This is a genomic window from Streptomyces sp. NPDC007264, from assembly GCF_042869095.1.
In the GTDB taxonomy this organism is placed as follows: Bacteria; Actinomycetota; Actinomycetes; order Streptomycetales; family Streptomycetaceae; genus Streptomyces.
Window position 1 is genome coordinate 213,074 of the sequence record NZ_JBIAFD010000003.1, and the last position, 15,108, is coordinate 228,181.

A 15,108-nucleotide genomic window follows, 5' to 3' on the forward strand; every position below is an offset into this window, starting at 1 on the left:
GCCGGTTGTCCGTGGACCGCGGCCGATTGTCCTTCTGCGACTGCTTCTGACCGCGCACAGCTGCACGGCACACCCCGCCTCGCATATCAGACCCCGGTTTCGCTCGTATTTCGCCACTTTTGATCAAGATCTCCGGCCCGGGCCAGCCACTAAAGTGGGGCGCATGACCGTTAACCCCGCACACACCGCCCTCTGGCCCGCCCCGCACGCGAGCGGAGCCGTCGACGCGACGGTCCACGTGCCCGGGTCGAAATCGGTCACCAACCGCGCCCTCGTGCTCGCGGCCCTCGCCTCCGAGCCAGGGTGGCTGCGCCGCCCGCTGCGCTCCCGCGACACGCTGCTGATGGCCGCGGGGCTGCGCGCGATGGGCGTCGGCATCGAAGAAGGGGTCGGCCCCGACGGCTCCGGCGAGACCTGGCGCGTCATCCCCGCCGCGCTGCAAGGCCCGGCCACGGTCGACGTCGGCAACGCCGGCACCGTGATGCGCTTCCTGCCCCCCGTGGCCTCCCTCGCCGACGGCCCGGTCCGCTTCGACGGCGACCCGCGTTCGTACGAGCGCCCCCTGCACGGCGTGATCGACGCCCTGCGCGCCCTCGGCGCCCGCATCGACGACGACGGACGCGGCGCGCTGCCGCTGACCGTGCTGGGCAGCGGCGCGCTGGACGGCGGCCCGGTGGCGATCGACGCGTCCTCGTCCTCGCAGTTCGTCAGCGCCCTGCTGCTGTCCGCGCCCCGCTACAACCAGGGCGTCGAGGTCCGCCACACCGGCTCGACGCTGCCCTCGATGCCGCACATCCGGATGACCGTCGACATGCTGCGCGCGGTCGGCGCCCAGGTGGACACCCCCGAGTCCGGTGGCGAGCCCAATGTCTGGCGGGTCACGCCGGGCGCCCTGCTCGGCCGCGACCTGACCGTCGAGCCGGACCTGTCCAACGCACAGCCGTTCCTCGCGGCCGCCCTGGTGACCGGCGGCACGGTCGTCATCCCCGACTGGCCGGCGCGCACGACGCAGCCCGGCGACCGGCTGCGTGAGATCTTCACCGAAATGGGCGGTTCCTGCGAGCTGACCGAGCGCGGCCTCGAATTCACCGGTTCGGGCGCCATCCACGGCATCGACGTGGACCTGGGCGAGGTGGGCGAGCTGACGCCCGGCGTCGCGGCGGTCGCCGCCCTCGCCGACTCGCCGTCCACCCTGCGGGGCGTGGCCCATCTGCGGCTGCACGAGACGGACCGTCTGGCCGCGCTCACCAAGGAGATCAACGAGCTGGGCGGCGACGTCGCCGAGACCGCCGACGGCCTGCAGATCCGCCCGCGCCGCCTGCACGGCGGGGTGTTCCACACGTACGACGACCACCGCATGGCGACCGCGGGCGCGGTCATCGGCCTCGCGGTCGAGGGCGTGCAGATCGAGAACGTGGCGACGACGGCCAAGACGCTGCCGGACTTCCCCGACCTGTGGACCGGGATGCTGGGGAACTGACGGGCGGACTGGGACCATGCGCCGCTACGGCAAGCACACCGACGAGGACGACATCCGCACGCGCCCCAACCGCAAGGGGAACCGGCCGCGCACCAGTATCCGGCCCAAGCACGAGGACGCGTCCGAGGGCATGGTCCTCACCGTCGACCGCGGCCGGCTCACCTGCCTCGTCGACGGCCGTGCGGTCATGGCGATGAAGGCCCGGGAGCTGGGCCGCAAGGCCGCGGTGGTCGGCGACCGTGTCGCCCTGGTGGGCGACCTGTCCGGCGCGAAGGACACCCTCGCCCGCATCGTCCGCATCGAGGAGCGCAGGTCCGTCCTCCGTCGCACCGCCGACGACGACGATCCCTTCGAGCGCGTGGTCGTCGCCAACGCCGACCAGCTGGCCATCGTGACCGCCCTCGCCGATCCCGAGCCGCGCCCGCGCCTGATCGACCGCTGCCTGGTCGCGGCGTACGACGGCGGCCTCGACCCGTTCCTGGTGATGACGAAGTCCGACCTCGCCCCGCCCGACAAGCTGCTGGAGCTGTACGGGGCGCTGGACATCCCGTACGTGGTCACCAGCCGCGAGGAACTGGACGACGGCAACGCCGCGGACCGGGTGCGCGCGCATCTGGACGGCAAGATCACGGCGTTCGTGGGGCACTCCGGAGTGGGCAAGACGACGCTGGTCAACGCGCTCGTCCCGGAGGACCGGCGGCGCACCACGGGCGAGGTGAACGTGGTGACCGGCCGCGGCCGGCACACCACGACCTCGGCGCTCGCGCTGCCGCTGCGGGACGCGGACGGCTGGGTGGTCGACACCCCGGGCGTGCGGTCCTTCGGTCTCGCGCACATCGATCCGTCCCGGGTGATCCACGCCTTCCCCGACCTGGAGCCCGGCACCGAGGGCTGTCCGCGGGCGTGCAGCCACGACGAACGGGACTGCGCCCTGGACGAGTGGGTGGCCGACGGGCACGCAGATCCGTCGCGGCTGTACTCCCTGCGCAGGCTGCTGGCCACCCGGGACCGGCGGGAAGGGGACTGACCTCCCCGGTGTTTGCCCGCCCACCGGGCCGGTAAATGCTTACTCGCACCGGGCGGGATCGACCAGCTGGGCAGTCGGCGTTGGGGACGCGGGAGGACGAGACATGGCGTGGCTGCTGGTCATCGTGGCCGGGCTCCTGGAGACCGGTTTCGCCGTGTGTCTCAAGCTCTCGCACGGCTTCACCCGGCTGTGGCCCACCATCGCGTTCGCCTCCTTCGCCCTCGGCAGCTTCGGTCTGCTCACGCTCTCCCTGCGGAGGCTCGACGTGGGCCCCGCGTACGCGGTGTGGACGGGCATCGGCGCCGCGGGCACGGCGATCTACGGGATGGCCTTCCTCGGTGACCTGGTCTCCACGCTGAAGATCGTCTCGATCACGCTGGTGATCATCGGTGTGATCGGTCTGCAGCTGTCGGGGTCGGCTCGCTAGAGACGGTCACGCGTGCGGGGCAGGACCGCGGTACGTCGTCAGGGGCGCCGGGGGTGCCTCCATGAGGGTGCCTCCATGAGGGTGCCTCCATGTCGAGGGCCCCCGGCGGTGCGCGGGGGTGCGCCCCTCATCGCACCTGCGGCGGCAGGGCGCTGCGCACCAGTCCCACGAGCCCGCCCTCCCCCGGCGGGGCCGCCACGCACGACAGGGAGAGCCGGACCACCAGCTCACAGGAACGGGCCAGCTCCGCCGCTTGCGCCTTGCTCGTCCCGGGCCCGGCCATCGCGGCGACGGCACGGTCGCACACCTGGGCGACGAGGTCCGCCGGGGACGGCAGTGCTCCGTCAGCCCTGCGCTGCGCGGGCACCGCGGAGGTCGAGGGCGCCGGCGATAGCGCCGGCGCGGGCAGGCGCTCGCTCCAGCACCCGGTGAGCAGGGCGCGGACGAGGGGGTTGCCGCGGGCCGCCGCCGCGGTCCACTCCGCCACGGCGGCGAGCCGCTCACGGACCTCGGCACGGGCTGCGAGCGCGCGCTCGACCCCGGCGAGGTACCCGTCGGCCTCCCGGCGCACCAGGGCCCGGGCGAGCCCTTCCTTGCTGCCGAACTCGTTGTACAGCGTCTGGCGGGAGACGCCGGCCGCGGCGGCCACGTCCACCATGCGCACGGTGGACCAGGGGCGGCGCGCTAACGCCGTACAGGCGGCGTCCAGTAGGGATTCCCGGGCTGCGGGCATCATCGCCTCCCTCGGGGCCGGCGGCTCTGTCGGACAGATTTGACGCGGCTCACAGCACTGTCAAGGGTTCACGGCGCGGCCCGGGGGCGCACACCGTCCGTCGCACGCCGTGACGGCGCCACCGCAACCGGTCCGGCCGGAGGGGCCGCCGAAAGATCCACCCGGGTCGTGTGGCCCTGGTGCGAACCGGGCAGATACCGTTCGGTCATGCCCGACTATCTCGATGACCTGCGTCTTGCCCATGTGCTCGCGGATGCCGCGGACGCCGCGACCATGGGCCGGTTCAAGGCCCTCGATCTCAAGGTCGAGACGAAACCCGACATGACGCCGGTGAGCGAGGCCGACAAGGCCGCCGAGGAACTGATCCGCGGTCAGCTCCAGCGCGCCCGGCCGCGCGACGCGATCCTCGGCGAGGAGTACGGCATCGAGGGCACGGGCCCCCGCCGCTGGGTCCTCGACCCCATCGACGGCACCAAGAACTACGTGCGCGGCGTGCCGGTGTGGGCGACGCTCATCTCCCTCACGGAGGCGGGCGAGGGGGGCTTCCAGCCCGTCGTCGGCGTCGTCTCCGCCCCCGCGCTGGGCCGTCGCTGGTGGGCGGCCAAGGGCCACGGCGCGTTCACGGGCCGCAGTCTGTCCTCGGCGTCGCGGCTGCGGGTCTCGCGCGTCGCGAAGCTGTCCGACGCGTCCTTCGCGTACTCCTCCCTGTCGGGCTGGGAGGAGCAGGGCCGGCTGAGCGGCTTCCTGGACCTGACGCGCGCGGTGTGGCGCACGCGGGCCTACGGTGACTTCTGGCCCTACATGATGGTCGCCGAGGGCTCGGTCGACATCTGCGCCGAGCCGGAGCTGTCCCTGTGGGACATGGCGGCGAACGCGATCATCGTGACGGAGGCGGGAGGCTCCTTCACGAGTCTCGACGGCCGCCCGGGCCCGCACGGCGGCAACGCGGCCGCGTCGAACGGCCTCCTGCACGACACACTCCTCGACTACCTGAACGACCGCTACTAGGAAGCGCCCCCAAGCACCCCCTAAGCGCCCACCCTGCGCACCGGGAGTGCTCCCGCGTCCTTCCGGGCGCGGGGGAGCAATCCCGCACCCCTGGACGCACGGACATGTCCGCGCACCTCGAGCGCCCCGGAACTCGCAGCGTGCGCCCCCTTGTTGACCCGCCCTTTGCCTGCCACCCTGAGAGTCCCCCCACTTGTGAATTTGTGAAGCATGGCACAAGGTCTTCCGGCGGCGCCGACCCGGGCCGTACGGAAGGCCGAGCCCGTGCACCCCAAGGAGGTGGCTCCGCACCCATGCTCGTCCGCGACGCCATGAGCACGGTGGTCCTCACCATCGGCCCCGCACACACACTCCGCCAGGCAGCAGCCCTCATGTCCGCCCGTCGCGTCGGCGCGGCCGTGGTCCTCGACCCGGACGCCGGCGGCCTCGGCATCCTCACCGAGCGCGACATCCTCAACTCGGTCGGTCTGGGCCAGAACCCGGACACCGAGCACGCCCACGCCCACACCACCACCGACGTCGTGTTCGCCGCCCCGACCTGGACCCTCGAAGAGGCCGCGGGCGCCATGAGCCACGGCGGCTTCCGCCACCTGATCGTCCTCGACCGCGACGAACCGGTCGGCATCGTCTCGGTCCGCGACATCATCCGCTGCTGGGCGCCGACCCGGCAGCCCGTCCCCGCCGCGACCGCCTAGTGCCGGGCCGCTGGCGCCCCGGCACCAGCGGCCCGGACGCCGGCCCGGACGCCCTTCCGGGCGGGCCGGGGGGCCGGAGCCCGGGCCACGGGTTCCGGCCGCCCTCTGGCGCACTTGGCCGAAGTCAGCCGCGATCCTATGATGGACCAAGTCCAATTCAAGCAGTCATCTAAAGTAACACCCGTTCGGGACCTGTTCCCCCCTGCTGTTAGGCTGGTCTGTATGAGTGACCTGTTGGAACGGCTGCGCGGACGCGGATGGCGCATGACCGCGCAGCGGCGCGTCGTCGCCGAGGTCCTGGACGGCGAACACGTCCACCTGACGGCCGACGAGGTGCATGCCCGGGCCGTCGCCAAGCTGCCCGAGATCTCCCGGGCGACCGTCTACAACACGCTGGGTGAGCTGGTCTCCCTCGGAGAGGTGCTGGAAGTCGCCACCGACAGGCGCGCCAAGCGGTACGACCCCAACGCGCACCGGCCGCACCACCACCTGGTGTGCGCCCGCTGCGGCGCGATCCGGGACGTCCACCCGACAGGCAACCCGCTGGCGGACCTCCCCGACTCGGAGCGCTTCGGCTTCACGGTCTCGGGCGTCGAGGTGACGTACCGCGGACTGTGTCCGCGCTGCGCGGCGGCTTAGACGCCATCCCCTCACCGGACCCCGGCGCCTCGACGGCACCGGGTCCTTTCGGCGTGCCCGCGCACGCCGGCTCCCGTCGACTCCCGTCGGCTCCGCAGGCGACCCGGCGGCGCTCACTCGTGCACACGGACTTCCCGAATCTGACGGCCCGTCATATCGTCGTCGGCGCCCACCAGTCCGTTTCCGCATCGTGCGAGGAGCCCCCGTGGGAGAGCCGTATCCGAAACTCACCGCCCATGACCTGACCCGCGTCTTCGGCCGAACCCCCCACGCGGTCGATGCCCTCGGCCCCCTCGACCTGACCGTCGCCGCAGGCGAGTTCGTCTGCGTCGTCGGCCCCTCGGGCTGCGGCAAGTCCACGCTGCTGCGCATCGCGGCAGGACTTCTGCGCCCCAGCACGGGCACGCTGGAGATCCGTACCACAAGCCCCCGCCCCGCCGCCATGATCTTCCAGGACTACGGCATCTACGACTGGAAGACCGTCCAGGCCAACGTCCGCTTCGGCCTGGACGTCCAGCGCGTCCCGCGCCGGGAGGCGAACGCGCGCGCCGCCGAGTGGCTGGCACGCCTGGGCCTCGCCGACTTCGCGCACGCCTACCCGGCGACCCTCTCCGGCGGCATGCGCCAGCGGGTGGCGATCGCCCGCGCCCTGGCCGTGGAGCCCGAGATCCTCCTGATGGACGAACCGTTCGCGGCGCTCGACGCCCAGCTCCGCACCATCCTTCAGGACGAGCTCCTGGAGCTCACCCAGACCACCCGCACCACCACCCTTTTCATCACGCACAGCCTGGAGGAGGCGCTCGTCCTCGGCGACCGCGTCCTGGTGATGTCCGCCCGCCCCGGCCGGATCATCGCCGAGCACCGTCCGCCGTTCCCGCGCCCACGCACCGGCGCGGTCCGCTCGGCGCCCGAGTTCACGGCCCTCAAGAGCGAGCTGTGGGACCTGCTGCGGAAGGAGGCGGTGCCGGTATGACCACGGTCACGGACACCTCCGGCCCGGCCTCGGTCCTGGTCCGCCGCCCGGGCCCGCAGGAACTCGACCCCGTGCGCAGCCACCGCCGTCGGCGCGCCCTGGAACTGTCCCTCGCGGCCGCCGTGCCGCTGCTGCTGGTCCTGCTGTGGCAGCTGGCCGCGGCCCTGGGCTGGATCGACGACCGCGTCTACCCGGCCCCGTCCACGATCCTCGCCGACGGCTGGGACCGCGCGGCGGCCGGCGATCTGTGGCCCGACGTCCGGGCCACCCTGCGGCGCGTCCTGGCGGGCTACGCGGTGGGCACGGCGGCCGGCTACGCCCTGGGCCTGCTGATGGGGTCGCTGGCGCTGGTGAGGGCGGCACTGGAGCCGCTGCTCGACGCCCTCTACGTGGTCCCGAAGCTGGCCCTGCTGCCCGTCTTCCTGAACATGTTCGGGCTCGGCGAGGGCCCGCAGGTGGCGCTGGTGGCGGCGACGGTCTTCTTCTTCGTCTGGATCTCCACCATGTCGGCCGTGGTGGCCGTCCCGTCCGGCCACCGCGACGCGGGCCGCGTCTTCGGGGCCTCGCCCTGGCAGATGTTCCGGCACGTGCTGCTGCCGGCGTCCCTGCCCTCCGTGCTGGTGGGCGCCCGGATCGCGGCGGGCGTCGCGGTCCTCGTCATCGTCGCCTCGGAGCAGATCGCCGCCACGAACGGCCTGGGCCATCTGATCTTCGACGCGCGGGCGCTGTTCCAGAACGACGTGATGTTCGTGGGCATCGTGTGCGTGGCCGTGCTGGGCGTGCTGTTCTCCGAACTGGTGCGGATCGCCGGACGGTTGCTCACCCCGTGGGCGCCCAGGGACCGGGGACGGGGGCAGTCGTGAGGTGGCGCGGTCACGGTGTGGCGCTGGTCGTGGCGGCGCTGCTGGCGTCGGCGGGCTGCGCTGCACGGCACGAGCCGGACACGGGCCCTGCCGGGCCCCGCACGATCGAGGCGGTGGCCGGCTGCGACGCGGCCTCGTGGACCGACCCGTCGGACCTCTCGCCCGGCCGCGGACCGGCCCGCTGCGTGCCCGGCGCTCCGAAGCCACGCCCCCTGCCGAAGAGGCGCAAGGTGACGATCGCCACCGGAACGCTGAGCGCGGAGTACGTGGCACCGCTGGAGGTCGCGCTCGACAAGGGCGAGTTCACGAAGGAGGGGCTGGATGTGACGCTGAAGGTGCTGCCCACGCCGGACGCGTTGCCCCTGCTGGCCAAGGGCGACATCGACGCACTGTGGGCGGCCCCGGAGGCGGCCGTCATGAACGGCATCGAGGGCGGCTTCGAGATCAGGTGGGTCGCGGGCAACTTCTCCCCGGACCCGAGGTCGAAGAGCGGCCTGTGGGTGCGCCTCGGCAGCGACGAGACGGCCGCGCGGGTCCGGATGGGCGGCCGGACGATGGGCACCATGATCGGCAAGGGTTCGGTGATCGCGTACCCGATGCAGAAGGCGCTGGCCGGGCACGGCGGCGGCCTCGACCGGATCCGGTACCGGCAGCTCGGCTCGGCCGACGTCCTCACGGCGCTGCGCAACGGCGGCGTGGACTCGGCGTGGCTGCTGGACCCGGTGTGGCGGAGGGTCGACGGACAGCCGGGGTACGCGTTCCTGGGCGGCCAGCCGCTCGGCGAGCCCCTGGGCGGCATGCTGTACGGCCGCAGCCTGCTGCGGGGTGACGTGGACGCGGGGGTGGCGCTGCTGCGGGCGTACATCCGCACCGTGAACACCTACTTCGCCGCCGACTACAAGAAGGATGCGAATTTCGTCACCTACCTGGCCCGTCTGCTGAAGACGGACGAGCAGGTGCTGCGGTCGACGCCGTCGCTGCGCATGGACTGGGAGATCCGCGCCGACACGACGGCGCGCCTGCAGTCCGCGTACCGCGCGCAGGGGGTGGCGGAGGGAGACCCGCTCCCGGAGTCGAGGACGGTGGACCGCGCCCTGTACGAGGAGGCGGTGGGCCACCGGTCATGAACGTCCGAGGGCCGGAACCCTTTACGGATTCCGGCCCTCGGCCTTCAGTAGCGGGGACAGGATTTGAACCTGCGACCTCTGGGTTATGAGCCCAGCGAGCTACCGAGCTGCTCCACCCCGCGTCGATGAACGCAACAGTACGTCAACGACGCGGACAGAGGCAAATCACTTACGAAACGGCAGCGACGGCGGCACATGGCCGCCCCGCACCGTCACGCCGACAGCTCCTCCCGCAGCGCGTCACGCAACCGCGCCGCCCGTTCGGACACCTCCGCGGGCCCGAGCGACACCGCCCGGTCGGCCCACTGCTGACCCTCCGCGAGCCGTCCCTGACGCGCGTGGACCAGGGCGAGACGCAGCGCGGCCCGGCCGTGTCCGGCGTCGGCCGCCCGCGTCCACCACAGCGCGGCCTCCGGCTCGCTCCCCTCCCGCGCCAGCAGCAGGCCCAGATTGAATGCCCCGTTGCGCGATCCGCCCTCCGCCGCCTTCCGGTACCACCGGGCAGCCTGCACGACGTCGCCCCGGGCGGCGGCCAGCATCCCGACCCGTACCTGCGCCCGCCGGTGACCCTGCGACGCCGCGCGCTCGTACCACTCCTCGCACTCGCTCTTCTCGTGAGACGGCTCGCCCAGCTCGTGGACGCGCGCCGGCGGCCGGCGCGCGTCCAGGAGGGTGGCCAGCCGGTAGGCGGCCTCGGGGCTGCCGCCCCCGGCGGCGCACCGCAGATGCCGCTCGGCCGTCCGCTCGTCGCCCTCGCGCAGCCGAGCGATCCCGACCTGGAGCGCCGCCTCGGTGTGCCCGGCGGCCGCCGCCCGCTCGTACCACCGCAGCGCCAGCCGGTCCTCGCCCCTCCCGGCGTGCAGGATGCCGAGATTGAACGCGGCGTCCACGCTCCCCGCCTCCGCGGCCTTGGAGAACCAGGGTTCGGCACCCGCCGGGTCCCCGGCCTGCAGCAGCAGGATGGCGAGCGCGTTCGCCGCCTCCCGGTGCCCGGCGTACGCCGCCCGCCGGTACCACTGCTCGGCCTGCGCGGTCCGCCCCTGTTCGGCGCAGAGGAGCCCGAGGTTGTACGCGCCGTTGACGTCACCGGCGTCCATCGCCGCCCGGTACCACCGCTCGGCGGTCTGGGTCTCGCCGCGCTCGGCGTGCAGCGCGCCCAGCGCGTTCGCCGCGTTGCCGTCCCCCTCCTGGGCGGCCCGCAGCCACCAGACGGCGGCGCTCTCGGTGTCGCCCGCGTCACGCAGCAGGAAGCCGAGCGCGCAGGCGGCGCGGGTCTCCCCGTCCTTGGCGCTGGTCAGGTACCAGCGCCCGGCCTCCTTGAGGTCGCCACGGCGCTCGAGGATCGCCCCGAGGTGCAGCGCGGCACGCCGGTGCCCGCGCGCGGCGGCCTGCCGGTACCACTGCTCGGCCGCCTTGAGGAGGGACGGCGCGACACCGTTGTCGCCACCGCCCTCCTGCGCGCGCAGGGCCTTGCGGTCGTACGCCCGCGCCAGCCGGTAGGCGGCCTCCCGGTGTCCGCGCTCGGCGGCGGCCCGCATCCACCGCTCGGCCCCGGTGTCACCGCGGTGCTCCAGCAGATCGGCGAGCGCGTACGCGCCGAGGGTGTGTCCCTGTTCGGCGGCCTGGCGCAGCCAGTACTCGGCGGCGGGCTCGTCGCCGCGCTCGCGGTGGTGCCGGCCGAGCGCGTGGGCGGCCGCGGCGGAGCCGGCGACGGCGGCGATCCGCCACCAGCCGGCGGCCTCCTCCGCGTATCCGCGCTGGTGCAGCAGAACACCCAGGTTGTTGGCCGCGGCGCGGTCGCCCGCGGCGGTGGCGGCGCGCAGCTGGGGCTCGGCCCCGTCGAGATCGCCGCGACGCAGCAGCATGGCCCCGAGGACGCTCATCGCCTCGACGTCTCCGGCCTCGGCGGCGAGCCGCTGCCGCGCCTCCTCCACCGCCTCGCCGGCCTCGTCCCGATCGGCGGGCTGGTCGGCGGGCTGTACAAATCGCCCTGTTTCGAACAGAGTCGCCTTCTCCCCCATAACGTCCATCGTCGCACCACCTGCAACCCGGGTACACCTGGTATACCGCAGCCAGTGAGGTCACTTCAGCGTTTTGTCGACATGCCCACAGAGAGATAAGTCAAACACAGAACGGCCAACTGCCCCCGCAAGCAATCGCACTTCGCGCATGTCGCCAGGTCACGGCGTACGCCTCGTCGTGTCGCACGCACGTCGAGGGCCCGGATCCTGATCAGGATCCGGGCCCTCGACTTCAGTAGCGGGGACAGGATTTGAACCTGCGACCTCTGGGTTATGAGCCCAGCGAGCTACCGAGCTGCTCCACCCCGCGCCGTTGTGCGGCAACCGTACCACGGCGCGGGAGGGCTCCGGTTCAGCCGCCGCCCGAACCGCCCGGCGAAGCGCTCGGGCCGGCACTCGGACTGCTGCTCGGCGAACCGCTGGGCGAGTTGCTCGCACCGGCGGACGGCTTGCTGTTGCCCTTGCTGCCGCCGCTGCCCGCGGTCCCGCCGGCCTTGGGCTGGGCCTCCTCGGCCCGCTTCAGCGCGGCCTCGAGGTCCTTCTGCGCCCGTCCGTACGCTTCCCAGTCGCCCCGCTTGAGGGCCTCCTGGCCCGCGGCGAAGGCCTTCTGGGCGTCGTCGAGCGCCTGTTGCACCGTCGGGTTGGCGGTGGGCGGGGGCTTGGTGGTGCCGGTGTCCGGCGGCGGGGTGGAACCCTGCGCGCCGAAGACCTTGTTGAGCGCCAGGTCGAGCGTGTCCTCGAACGCGGTGTTGCCTCCGTAGGTCACCAGGACCTTGCGCAGCAGCGGGTACTTGAGGCCGCCGCCGCGGACGTAGACGGGTTCCACGTACAGCAGTCCGCCGTCGAGCGGGACGGTCAGCAGGTTGCCGTACTCGATGTCCGAGTCGCCGCCCTTGAGCAGCCTGATGGACTCGGCGATGTCCTGTTCGGAGTTGAACTGGCTCTGGACCTGCTTGGGGCCGTCGACGGTGGTGCTCGTCGGCAGCTTGAGGATTCTGATCCTGCCGTAGTCGCTGCTGCCGGCCTCGGCGTCGACCGCCATGAACGCGCTGAGGTTGTCACGTCCGTTGGGCGTGAGCGTCGTCGTCAGCGAGAACGCCTGCGCCTGCTGGTCGGGCATCTTCATGCTCAGGTAGTACGGCGGCACCGCGTTGCCCGACTTGTTCGTCGGGTCGTCCGGCACCTGCCACACCTCGCTGCCGCTGAGGAACGTCTGCGCGTCCTTGACGTGGTAGCGGGTCAGCAGTTCGCGCTGGACCTTGAACAGGTCCTGCGGGTACCGCAGATGGGACATCAGCGAGGGCGGGATGTCACCGCGGGGCTTCACGGTGCCCGGGAACGCCTTCATCCAGGTCTTCAGGACCGGGTCCTCGGTGTCCCACTGGTAGAGCCTGATCTCGCCCGTGTACGCGTCGACGGTCGCCTTCACCGAGTTGCGGATGTAGTTGACCTGGTTCTGCTGGGCCATGACCGCGCGCTGCGTGTTGCCCGCGGTCAGCGAGTCGGCCGTCGTGTCACCGAGGGTGGTGCGGGAGGCGTACGGATAGCCGTTCGTCGTCGTGTACGCGTCGACGATCCACTGGATGCGGTGGCCGACGATCGCGGGATAGGCGTCGCCGTCGATGGTCAGCCACGGCGCGACCGCCTCGACGCGCTCCTTCGGCGTGCGGTTGTACAGGATCCGCGAGCCCTTGCCGATGGCCCCGGAGTAGAGGATCTGCGGCTCGCTGAACGTCACCGCGTACGCGGCCCGGTTGACCGGGCCGGCGAGGCTGACCCCGCTCTCACCCTTGTAGCTGGTGGTCTTCTCGCCGCTGTCGTCGGAGTAGTCGATCTCCTTCTGGGGACCGCCGACGATCGAGTACTCGGTGGTCTTCTCGCCGTAGTAGATCCGCTGCTGGTACGTCCCCAGGTCACCGGCGGACGGCAGGTCGGACTCGGTGAAGACGGGCTGGCCGTTGACGCCCGCCGTGGTGCCCTTGGCGGCGACCACGCCGAAGCCGTGCGTGTAGCGGAAGTGGTCGTTGATCCAGTTCCGCTTCGGGATGCCCTGGAGGTTCAGCTCGCGCAGGCCGATGACCGTGTCCTGGTCCTTGCCCGCCTTGGTGTACCGGTCGACGTCGAGGTTGGTCGGGAACGCGTAGTAGTTCTTCATCTGCTGGAGCTGCTGGAACGTCGGGGAGACGATGTTCGGGTCCAGCAGGCGGATGCTCGCCGTGGCGTCGGCGGCGTTCCGCAGCCTGCCCTTGTCCTCGGTGTCGCTCCGGCCCGCGTACTCCGTGACCTGGGCGCCGTCGATCCCGTACGCCTCGCGGGTCGCCTTGAGGTTCTTCGCGACGTACGGCGCTTCCTTGGCCTGCTCGTTCGGCTGGACCTGGAACTTCTGGACGATCGCCGGGTACAGCCCGCCGACGAGGATCGCCGAGAGGACCATCAGGCCGAAGCCGATGAAGGGCAGCTGCCAGGTGCGCCGCCACAGGGTGGCGAAGAAGAGCAGCGCGCAGATGACGGCGATGTAGAACAAGATCGTCTTGGCGGGGAGATAGGCGTTCGCGTCGACGTACCTGAGGCCCGTCCAGTTGTCGGTGGCCTTGAAGTCGCTGGACTTGACCGCGAGTCCGTACCGGTCCAGCCAGTAGGCGACGGCCTTCAGCGCCACGAAGACGCCGAGCAGCACCGACAGATGTCCGGTCGCGGCGGCCGTGGCACGCGCCCCGGGGGAGGTGATCCGCAGGCCGCCGTACAAGTAGTGCGTGAGCGCGGCGGCGATCAGCGACAGCACCGTGGCGGCGAAGCCGAAGCCGAGCAGGAACCGGTACCAGGGCAGGTCGAAGGCGTAGAAGGCGACATCCAGGTGGAACTGGGGGTCCTTCTGGTGGAAGGGCACGCCGTTGACCCACATCAGCCAGGTCCGCCACTGACTGGACGCGGACGCCCCCGCGATCAGGCCGACCAGGGCCGTGATTCCCAGGAGCAGCCACTTCTTGTAGGGCGCGATCCCCATCCGGTAGCGGTCCAGGCTCTGCTGCTCCATGGACATCGCGCTCAGCGGCGGGCGCAGCCGGTGCGCGAGCCAGATGTTGAAGCCGACGGCGGCCGCCATCAGCAGGCCGAAGACGGAGAAGAGCCCGATCTTGGTCCACAGGGTGATCGTGAAGACCGACGAGTACTTCACCGACCGGTACCAGAGCCAGTCCGTCCAGAAGCCGGCGAACATCACGAACGCCATACCGAGGACAGCGAGGATGCCCAGGGTCATGAGCAACGTCCGGGCCCGCCGGGACGGGCGGCCCACTCTGATCCGCGGTCCCGTCGGGCCTCCGCCCCGGTCCGGCATCTGGAAAGCCAAGGTGCGCACCTCGAAGTTCGCTGTTGATCCGTCAGGCCCCCGTGTTCGCGGACCGTGGATGGGGCCCCGCGATCAGGGAGCCCCACCTATGCAACTTACTGGCGCTTTACTCGGTTCCCGCTTCCGGGTGAGAACGAGGCAGGATTGTGACCATGTCCAACACACCCATGGCAGCGAGCCCCCTCACCCGGGCCGTGCTCGAGATCGACGAGTACGCCTCCGGCCTCGGCTGGGACCGGCCCGCTCGTCTGTTCGCGCTGGTAGACACCGCCCGGCTGCGGGCCCAGGAGCCCGCGCTCGCCGCCCAGCTCGGCCTGACCGACGAGTCCGCGACCGCCGGGCTCACCCCGATCGAGCAGGACGAGGTCCCCGCCGGAAGGCCGCTGGACGAGTTCCTCGGCACCATCGCCTGGCCCGACGCGGTGACCGGCTGCGCACTCACGGTGGAGCGGCTGATGCTTCCGCCGTCCGCGGAGGCCGAGGTCCCCGAGGGGCTGAGCCAGGAGAAGCTGACGCAGTGGGTCGCCGCCCACCCCGACCGCCAGGAGGTGCGGATGACCGTCGGGGTGCTGCGGGACGGCGCGCGCGAGTCGGCGCTGCGGCTGCGCGAGAAGGACTCGCCGACGGAGGTGCTGACGGGTCCCGACCTGGTGCCGGGGCTCGCGGAGGCGCTGTCGGCGACCTTCGAGGACTGAGACCGCCTTCGAGGACTGAGACCGCCTTTGAGGACTGAGACCGTTCTTCGAGGACTGAGACGGCCTTCGAG

13 protein-coding genes and 2 tRNA genes are annotated in these 15,108 nt (G+C 72.0%); 10 read left to right on the forward strand and 5 right to left on the reverse strand.

Features of this window, described 5'->3' with window-relative positions; translation table 11 throughout:
* Positions 1-163: 163 nt before the first annotated feature.
* The 3 genes from aroA to ACFYMU_RS06020 all read left to right on the forward strand — a co-directional run bounded on the left by aroA (position 164) and on the right by ACFYMU_RS06020 (position 2,934).
* A complete protein-coding gene (aroA, locus tag ACFYMU_RS06010) occupies positions 164-1,480 on the forward strand; it encodes a 3-phosphoshikimate 1-carboxyvinyltransferase (protein WP_388368461.1) in 1,317 nt (438 codons plus the stop codon).
* Positions 1,481-1,496: 16 nt separating this feature from the next.
* Positions 1,497-2,507 (forward strand): ribosome small subunit-dependent GTPase A, encoded by a 1,011-nt coding sequence (gene rsgA / locus ACFYMU_RS06015; RefSeq protein WP_388368464.1) that lies wholly within the window; start codon positions 1,497-1,499, stop codon positions 2,505-2,507.
* A 103-nt stretch (positions 2,508-2,610) separates the two neighbouring features.
* Entirely contained in the window at positions 2,611-2,934 is a 324-nt protein-coding gene (locus tag ACFYMU_RS06020) for a DMT family transporter (protein WP_388368467.1), read from the forward strand.
* Between the two features lie 127 nt (positions 2,935-3,061).
* Here ACFYMU_RS06020 and ACFYMU_RS06025 read toward each other — a convergent pair whose 3' ends face one another.
* Positions 3,062-3,670 carry a TetR/AcrR family transcriptional regulator gene (locus tag ACFYMU_RS06025; protein ID WP_388368470.1) on the reverse strand — a complete coding sequence of 203 codons (609 nt, stop codon included), beginning with the start codon at positions 3,668-3,670 and terminating at the stop codon, positions 3,062-3,064.
* A gap of 204 nt (positions 3,671-3,874) precedes the next feature.
* Between ACFYMU_RS06025 and hisN the strand changes: the two genes are divergently transcribed.
* The 6 genes from hisN to ACFYMU_RS06055 all read left to right on the forward strand — a co-directional run bounded on the left by hisN (position 3,875) and on the right by ACFYMU_RS06055 (position 8,972).
* Entirely contained in the window at positions 3,875-4,675 is an 801-nt protein-coding gene (gene hisN / locus ACFYMU_RS06030; protein ID WP_388368473.1) for a histidinol-phosphatase, read from the forward strand.
* Positions 4,676-4,968: 293 nt separating this feature from the next.
* On the forward strand, positions 4,969-5,370 hold the full coding sequence (locus ACFYMU_RS06035; protein ID WP_388368476.1) for a cyclic nucleotide-binding/CBS domain-containing protein: 402 nt from the start codon (positions 4,969-4,971) through the stop codon (positions 5,368-5,370).
* Between the two features lie 222 nt (positions 5,371-5,592).
* The gene (locus tag ACFYMU_RS06040) at positions 5,593-6,009 is read left to right on the forward strand and encodes a Fur family transcriptional regulator (RefSeq protein ID WP_388368479.1); all 417 of its coding nucleotides are present in this window, start codon (positions 5,593-5,595) and stop codon (positions 6,007-6,009) included.
* 205 nt (positions 6,010-6,214) lie between these two features.
* On the forward strand, positions 6,215-6,982 hold the full coding sequence (locus ACFYMU_RS06045; RefSeq protein WP_388368482.1) for an ABC transporter ATP-binding protein: 768 nt from the start codon (positions 6,215-6,217) through the stop codon (positions 6,980-6,982).
* Positions 6,979-7,845: an ABC transporter permease gene (locus ACFYMU_RS06050; protein ID WP_388368485.1), complete on the forward strand. Its 867-nt coding sequence runs from the start codon at positions 6,979-6,981 to the stop codon at positions 7,843-7,845. The genes ACFYMU_RS06045 and ACFYMU_RS06050 overlap by 4 nt, the downstream gene beginning before the upstream one ends.
* The gene (locus tag ACFYMU_RS06055) at positions 7,842-8,972 is read left to right on the forward strand and encodes an ABC transporter substrate-binding protein (protein ID WP_388368487.1); all 1,131 of its coding nucleotides are present in this window, start codon (positions 7,842-7,844) and stop codon (positions 8,970-8,972) included. The genes ACFYMU_RS06050 and ACFYMU_RS06055 overlap by 4 nt, the downstream gene beginning before the upstream one ends.
* Before the next feature lie 48 nt (positions 8,973-9,020).
* On the opposite strand, the gene ACFYMU_RS06060 is transcribed toward ACFYMU_RS06055, so the two are convergent.
* From ACFYMU_RS06060 to ACFYMU_RS06075, 4 genes are all read right to left on the reverse strand, one after another.
* Positions 9,021-9,094 (reverse strand) — tRNA-Met (locus tag ACFYMU_RS06060).
* A gap of 90 nt (positions 9,095-9,184) precedes the next feature.
* Positions 9,185-11,002 carry a tetratricopeptide repeat protein gene (locus ACFYMU_RS06065; protein WP_388368490.1) on the reverse strand — a complete coding sequence of 606 codons (1,818 nt, stop codon included), beginning with the start codon at positions 11,000-11,002 and terminating at the stop codon, positions 9,185-9,187.
* A gap of 227 nt (positions 11,003-11,229) precedes the next feature.
* Positions 11,230-11,303: transfer RNA gene (locus ACFYMU_RS06070), tRNA-Met, on the reverse strand.
* 42 nt (positions 11,304-11,345) lie between these two features.
* Complete coding sequence (locus tag ACFYMU_RS06075; protein ID WP_388369153.1) at positions 11,346-14,330, reverse strand: UPF0182 family protein; 2,985 nt, start codon at positions 14,328-14,330, stop codon at positions 11,346-11,348.
* Between the two features lie 164 nt (positions 14,331-14,494).
* Here ACFYMU_RS06075 and ACFYMU_RS06080 point away from each other — a divergent pair, with 164 nt between their 5' ends.
* Positions 14,495-15,037, forward strand: coding sequence for a PPA1309 family protein (locus tag ACFYMU_RS06080; protein ID WP_388368493.1), 543 nt, complete (start codon positions 14,495-14,497; stop codon positions 15,035-15,037).
* The last annotated feature ends 71 nt before the right edge of the window (positions 15,038-15,108 follow it).

Excerpts from the sequence above, each read along its gene's own strand:
- aroA (WP_388368461.1), top strand. The coding sequence starts at position 164 with ATGACCGTTAACCCCGCACACACCGCCCTCTGGCCCGCCCCGCACGCG.
- rsgA (WP_388368464.1), top strand. The coding sequence starts at position 1,497 with ATGCGCCGCTACGGCAAGCACACCGACGAGGACGACATCCGCACGCGC.
- ACFYMU_RS06020 (WP_388368467.1), top strand. The coding sequence starts at position 2,611 with ATGGCGTGGCTGCTGGTCATCGTGGCCGGGCTCCTGGAGACCGGTTTC.
- ACFYMU_RS06025 (WP_388368470.1), bottom strand. The coding sequence starts at position 3,670 with ATGATGCCCGCAGCCCGGGAATCCCTACTGGACGCCGCCTGTACGGCG.
- hisN (WP_388368473.1), top strand. The coding sequence starts at position 3,875 with ATGCCCGACTATCTCGATGACCTGCGTCTTGCCCATGTGCTCGCGGAT.
- ACFYMU_RS06035 (WP_388368476.1), top strand. The coding sequence starts at position 4,969 with ATGCTCGTCCGCGACGCCATGAGCACGGTGGTCCTCACCATCGGCCCC.
- ACFYMU_RS06040 (WP_388368479.1), top strand. The coding sequence starts at position 5,593 with ATGAGTGACCTGTTGGAACGGCTGCGCGGACGCGGATGGCGCATGACC.
- ACFYMU_RS06050 (WP_388368485.1), top strand. The coding sequence starts at position 6,979 with ATGACCACGGTCACGGACACCTCCGGCCCGGCCTCGGTCCTGGTCCGC.
- ACFYMU_RS06065 (WP_388368490.1), bottom strand. The coding sequence starts at position 11,002 with ATGGACGTTATGGGGGAGAAGGCGACTCTGTTCGAAACAGGGCGATTT.
- ACFYMU_RS06075 (WP_388369153.1), bottom strand. The coding sequence starts at position 14,330 with ATGCCGGACCGGGGCGGAGGCCCGACGGGACCGCGGATCAGAGTGGGC.
- ACFYMU_RS06080 (WP_388368493.1), top strand. The coding sequence starts at position 14,495 with ATGTCCAACACACCCATGGCAGCGAGCCCCCTCACCCGGGCCGTGCTC.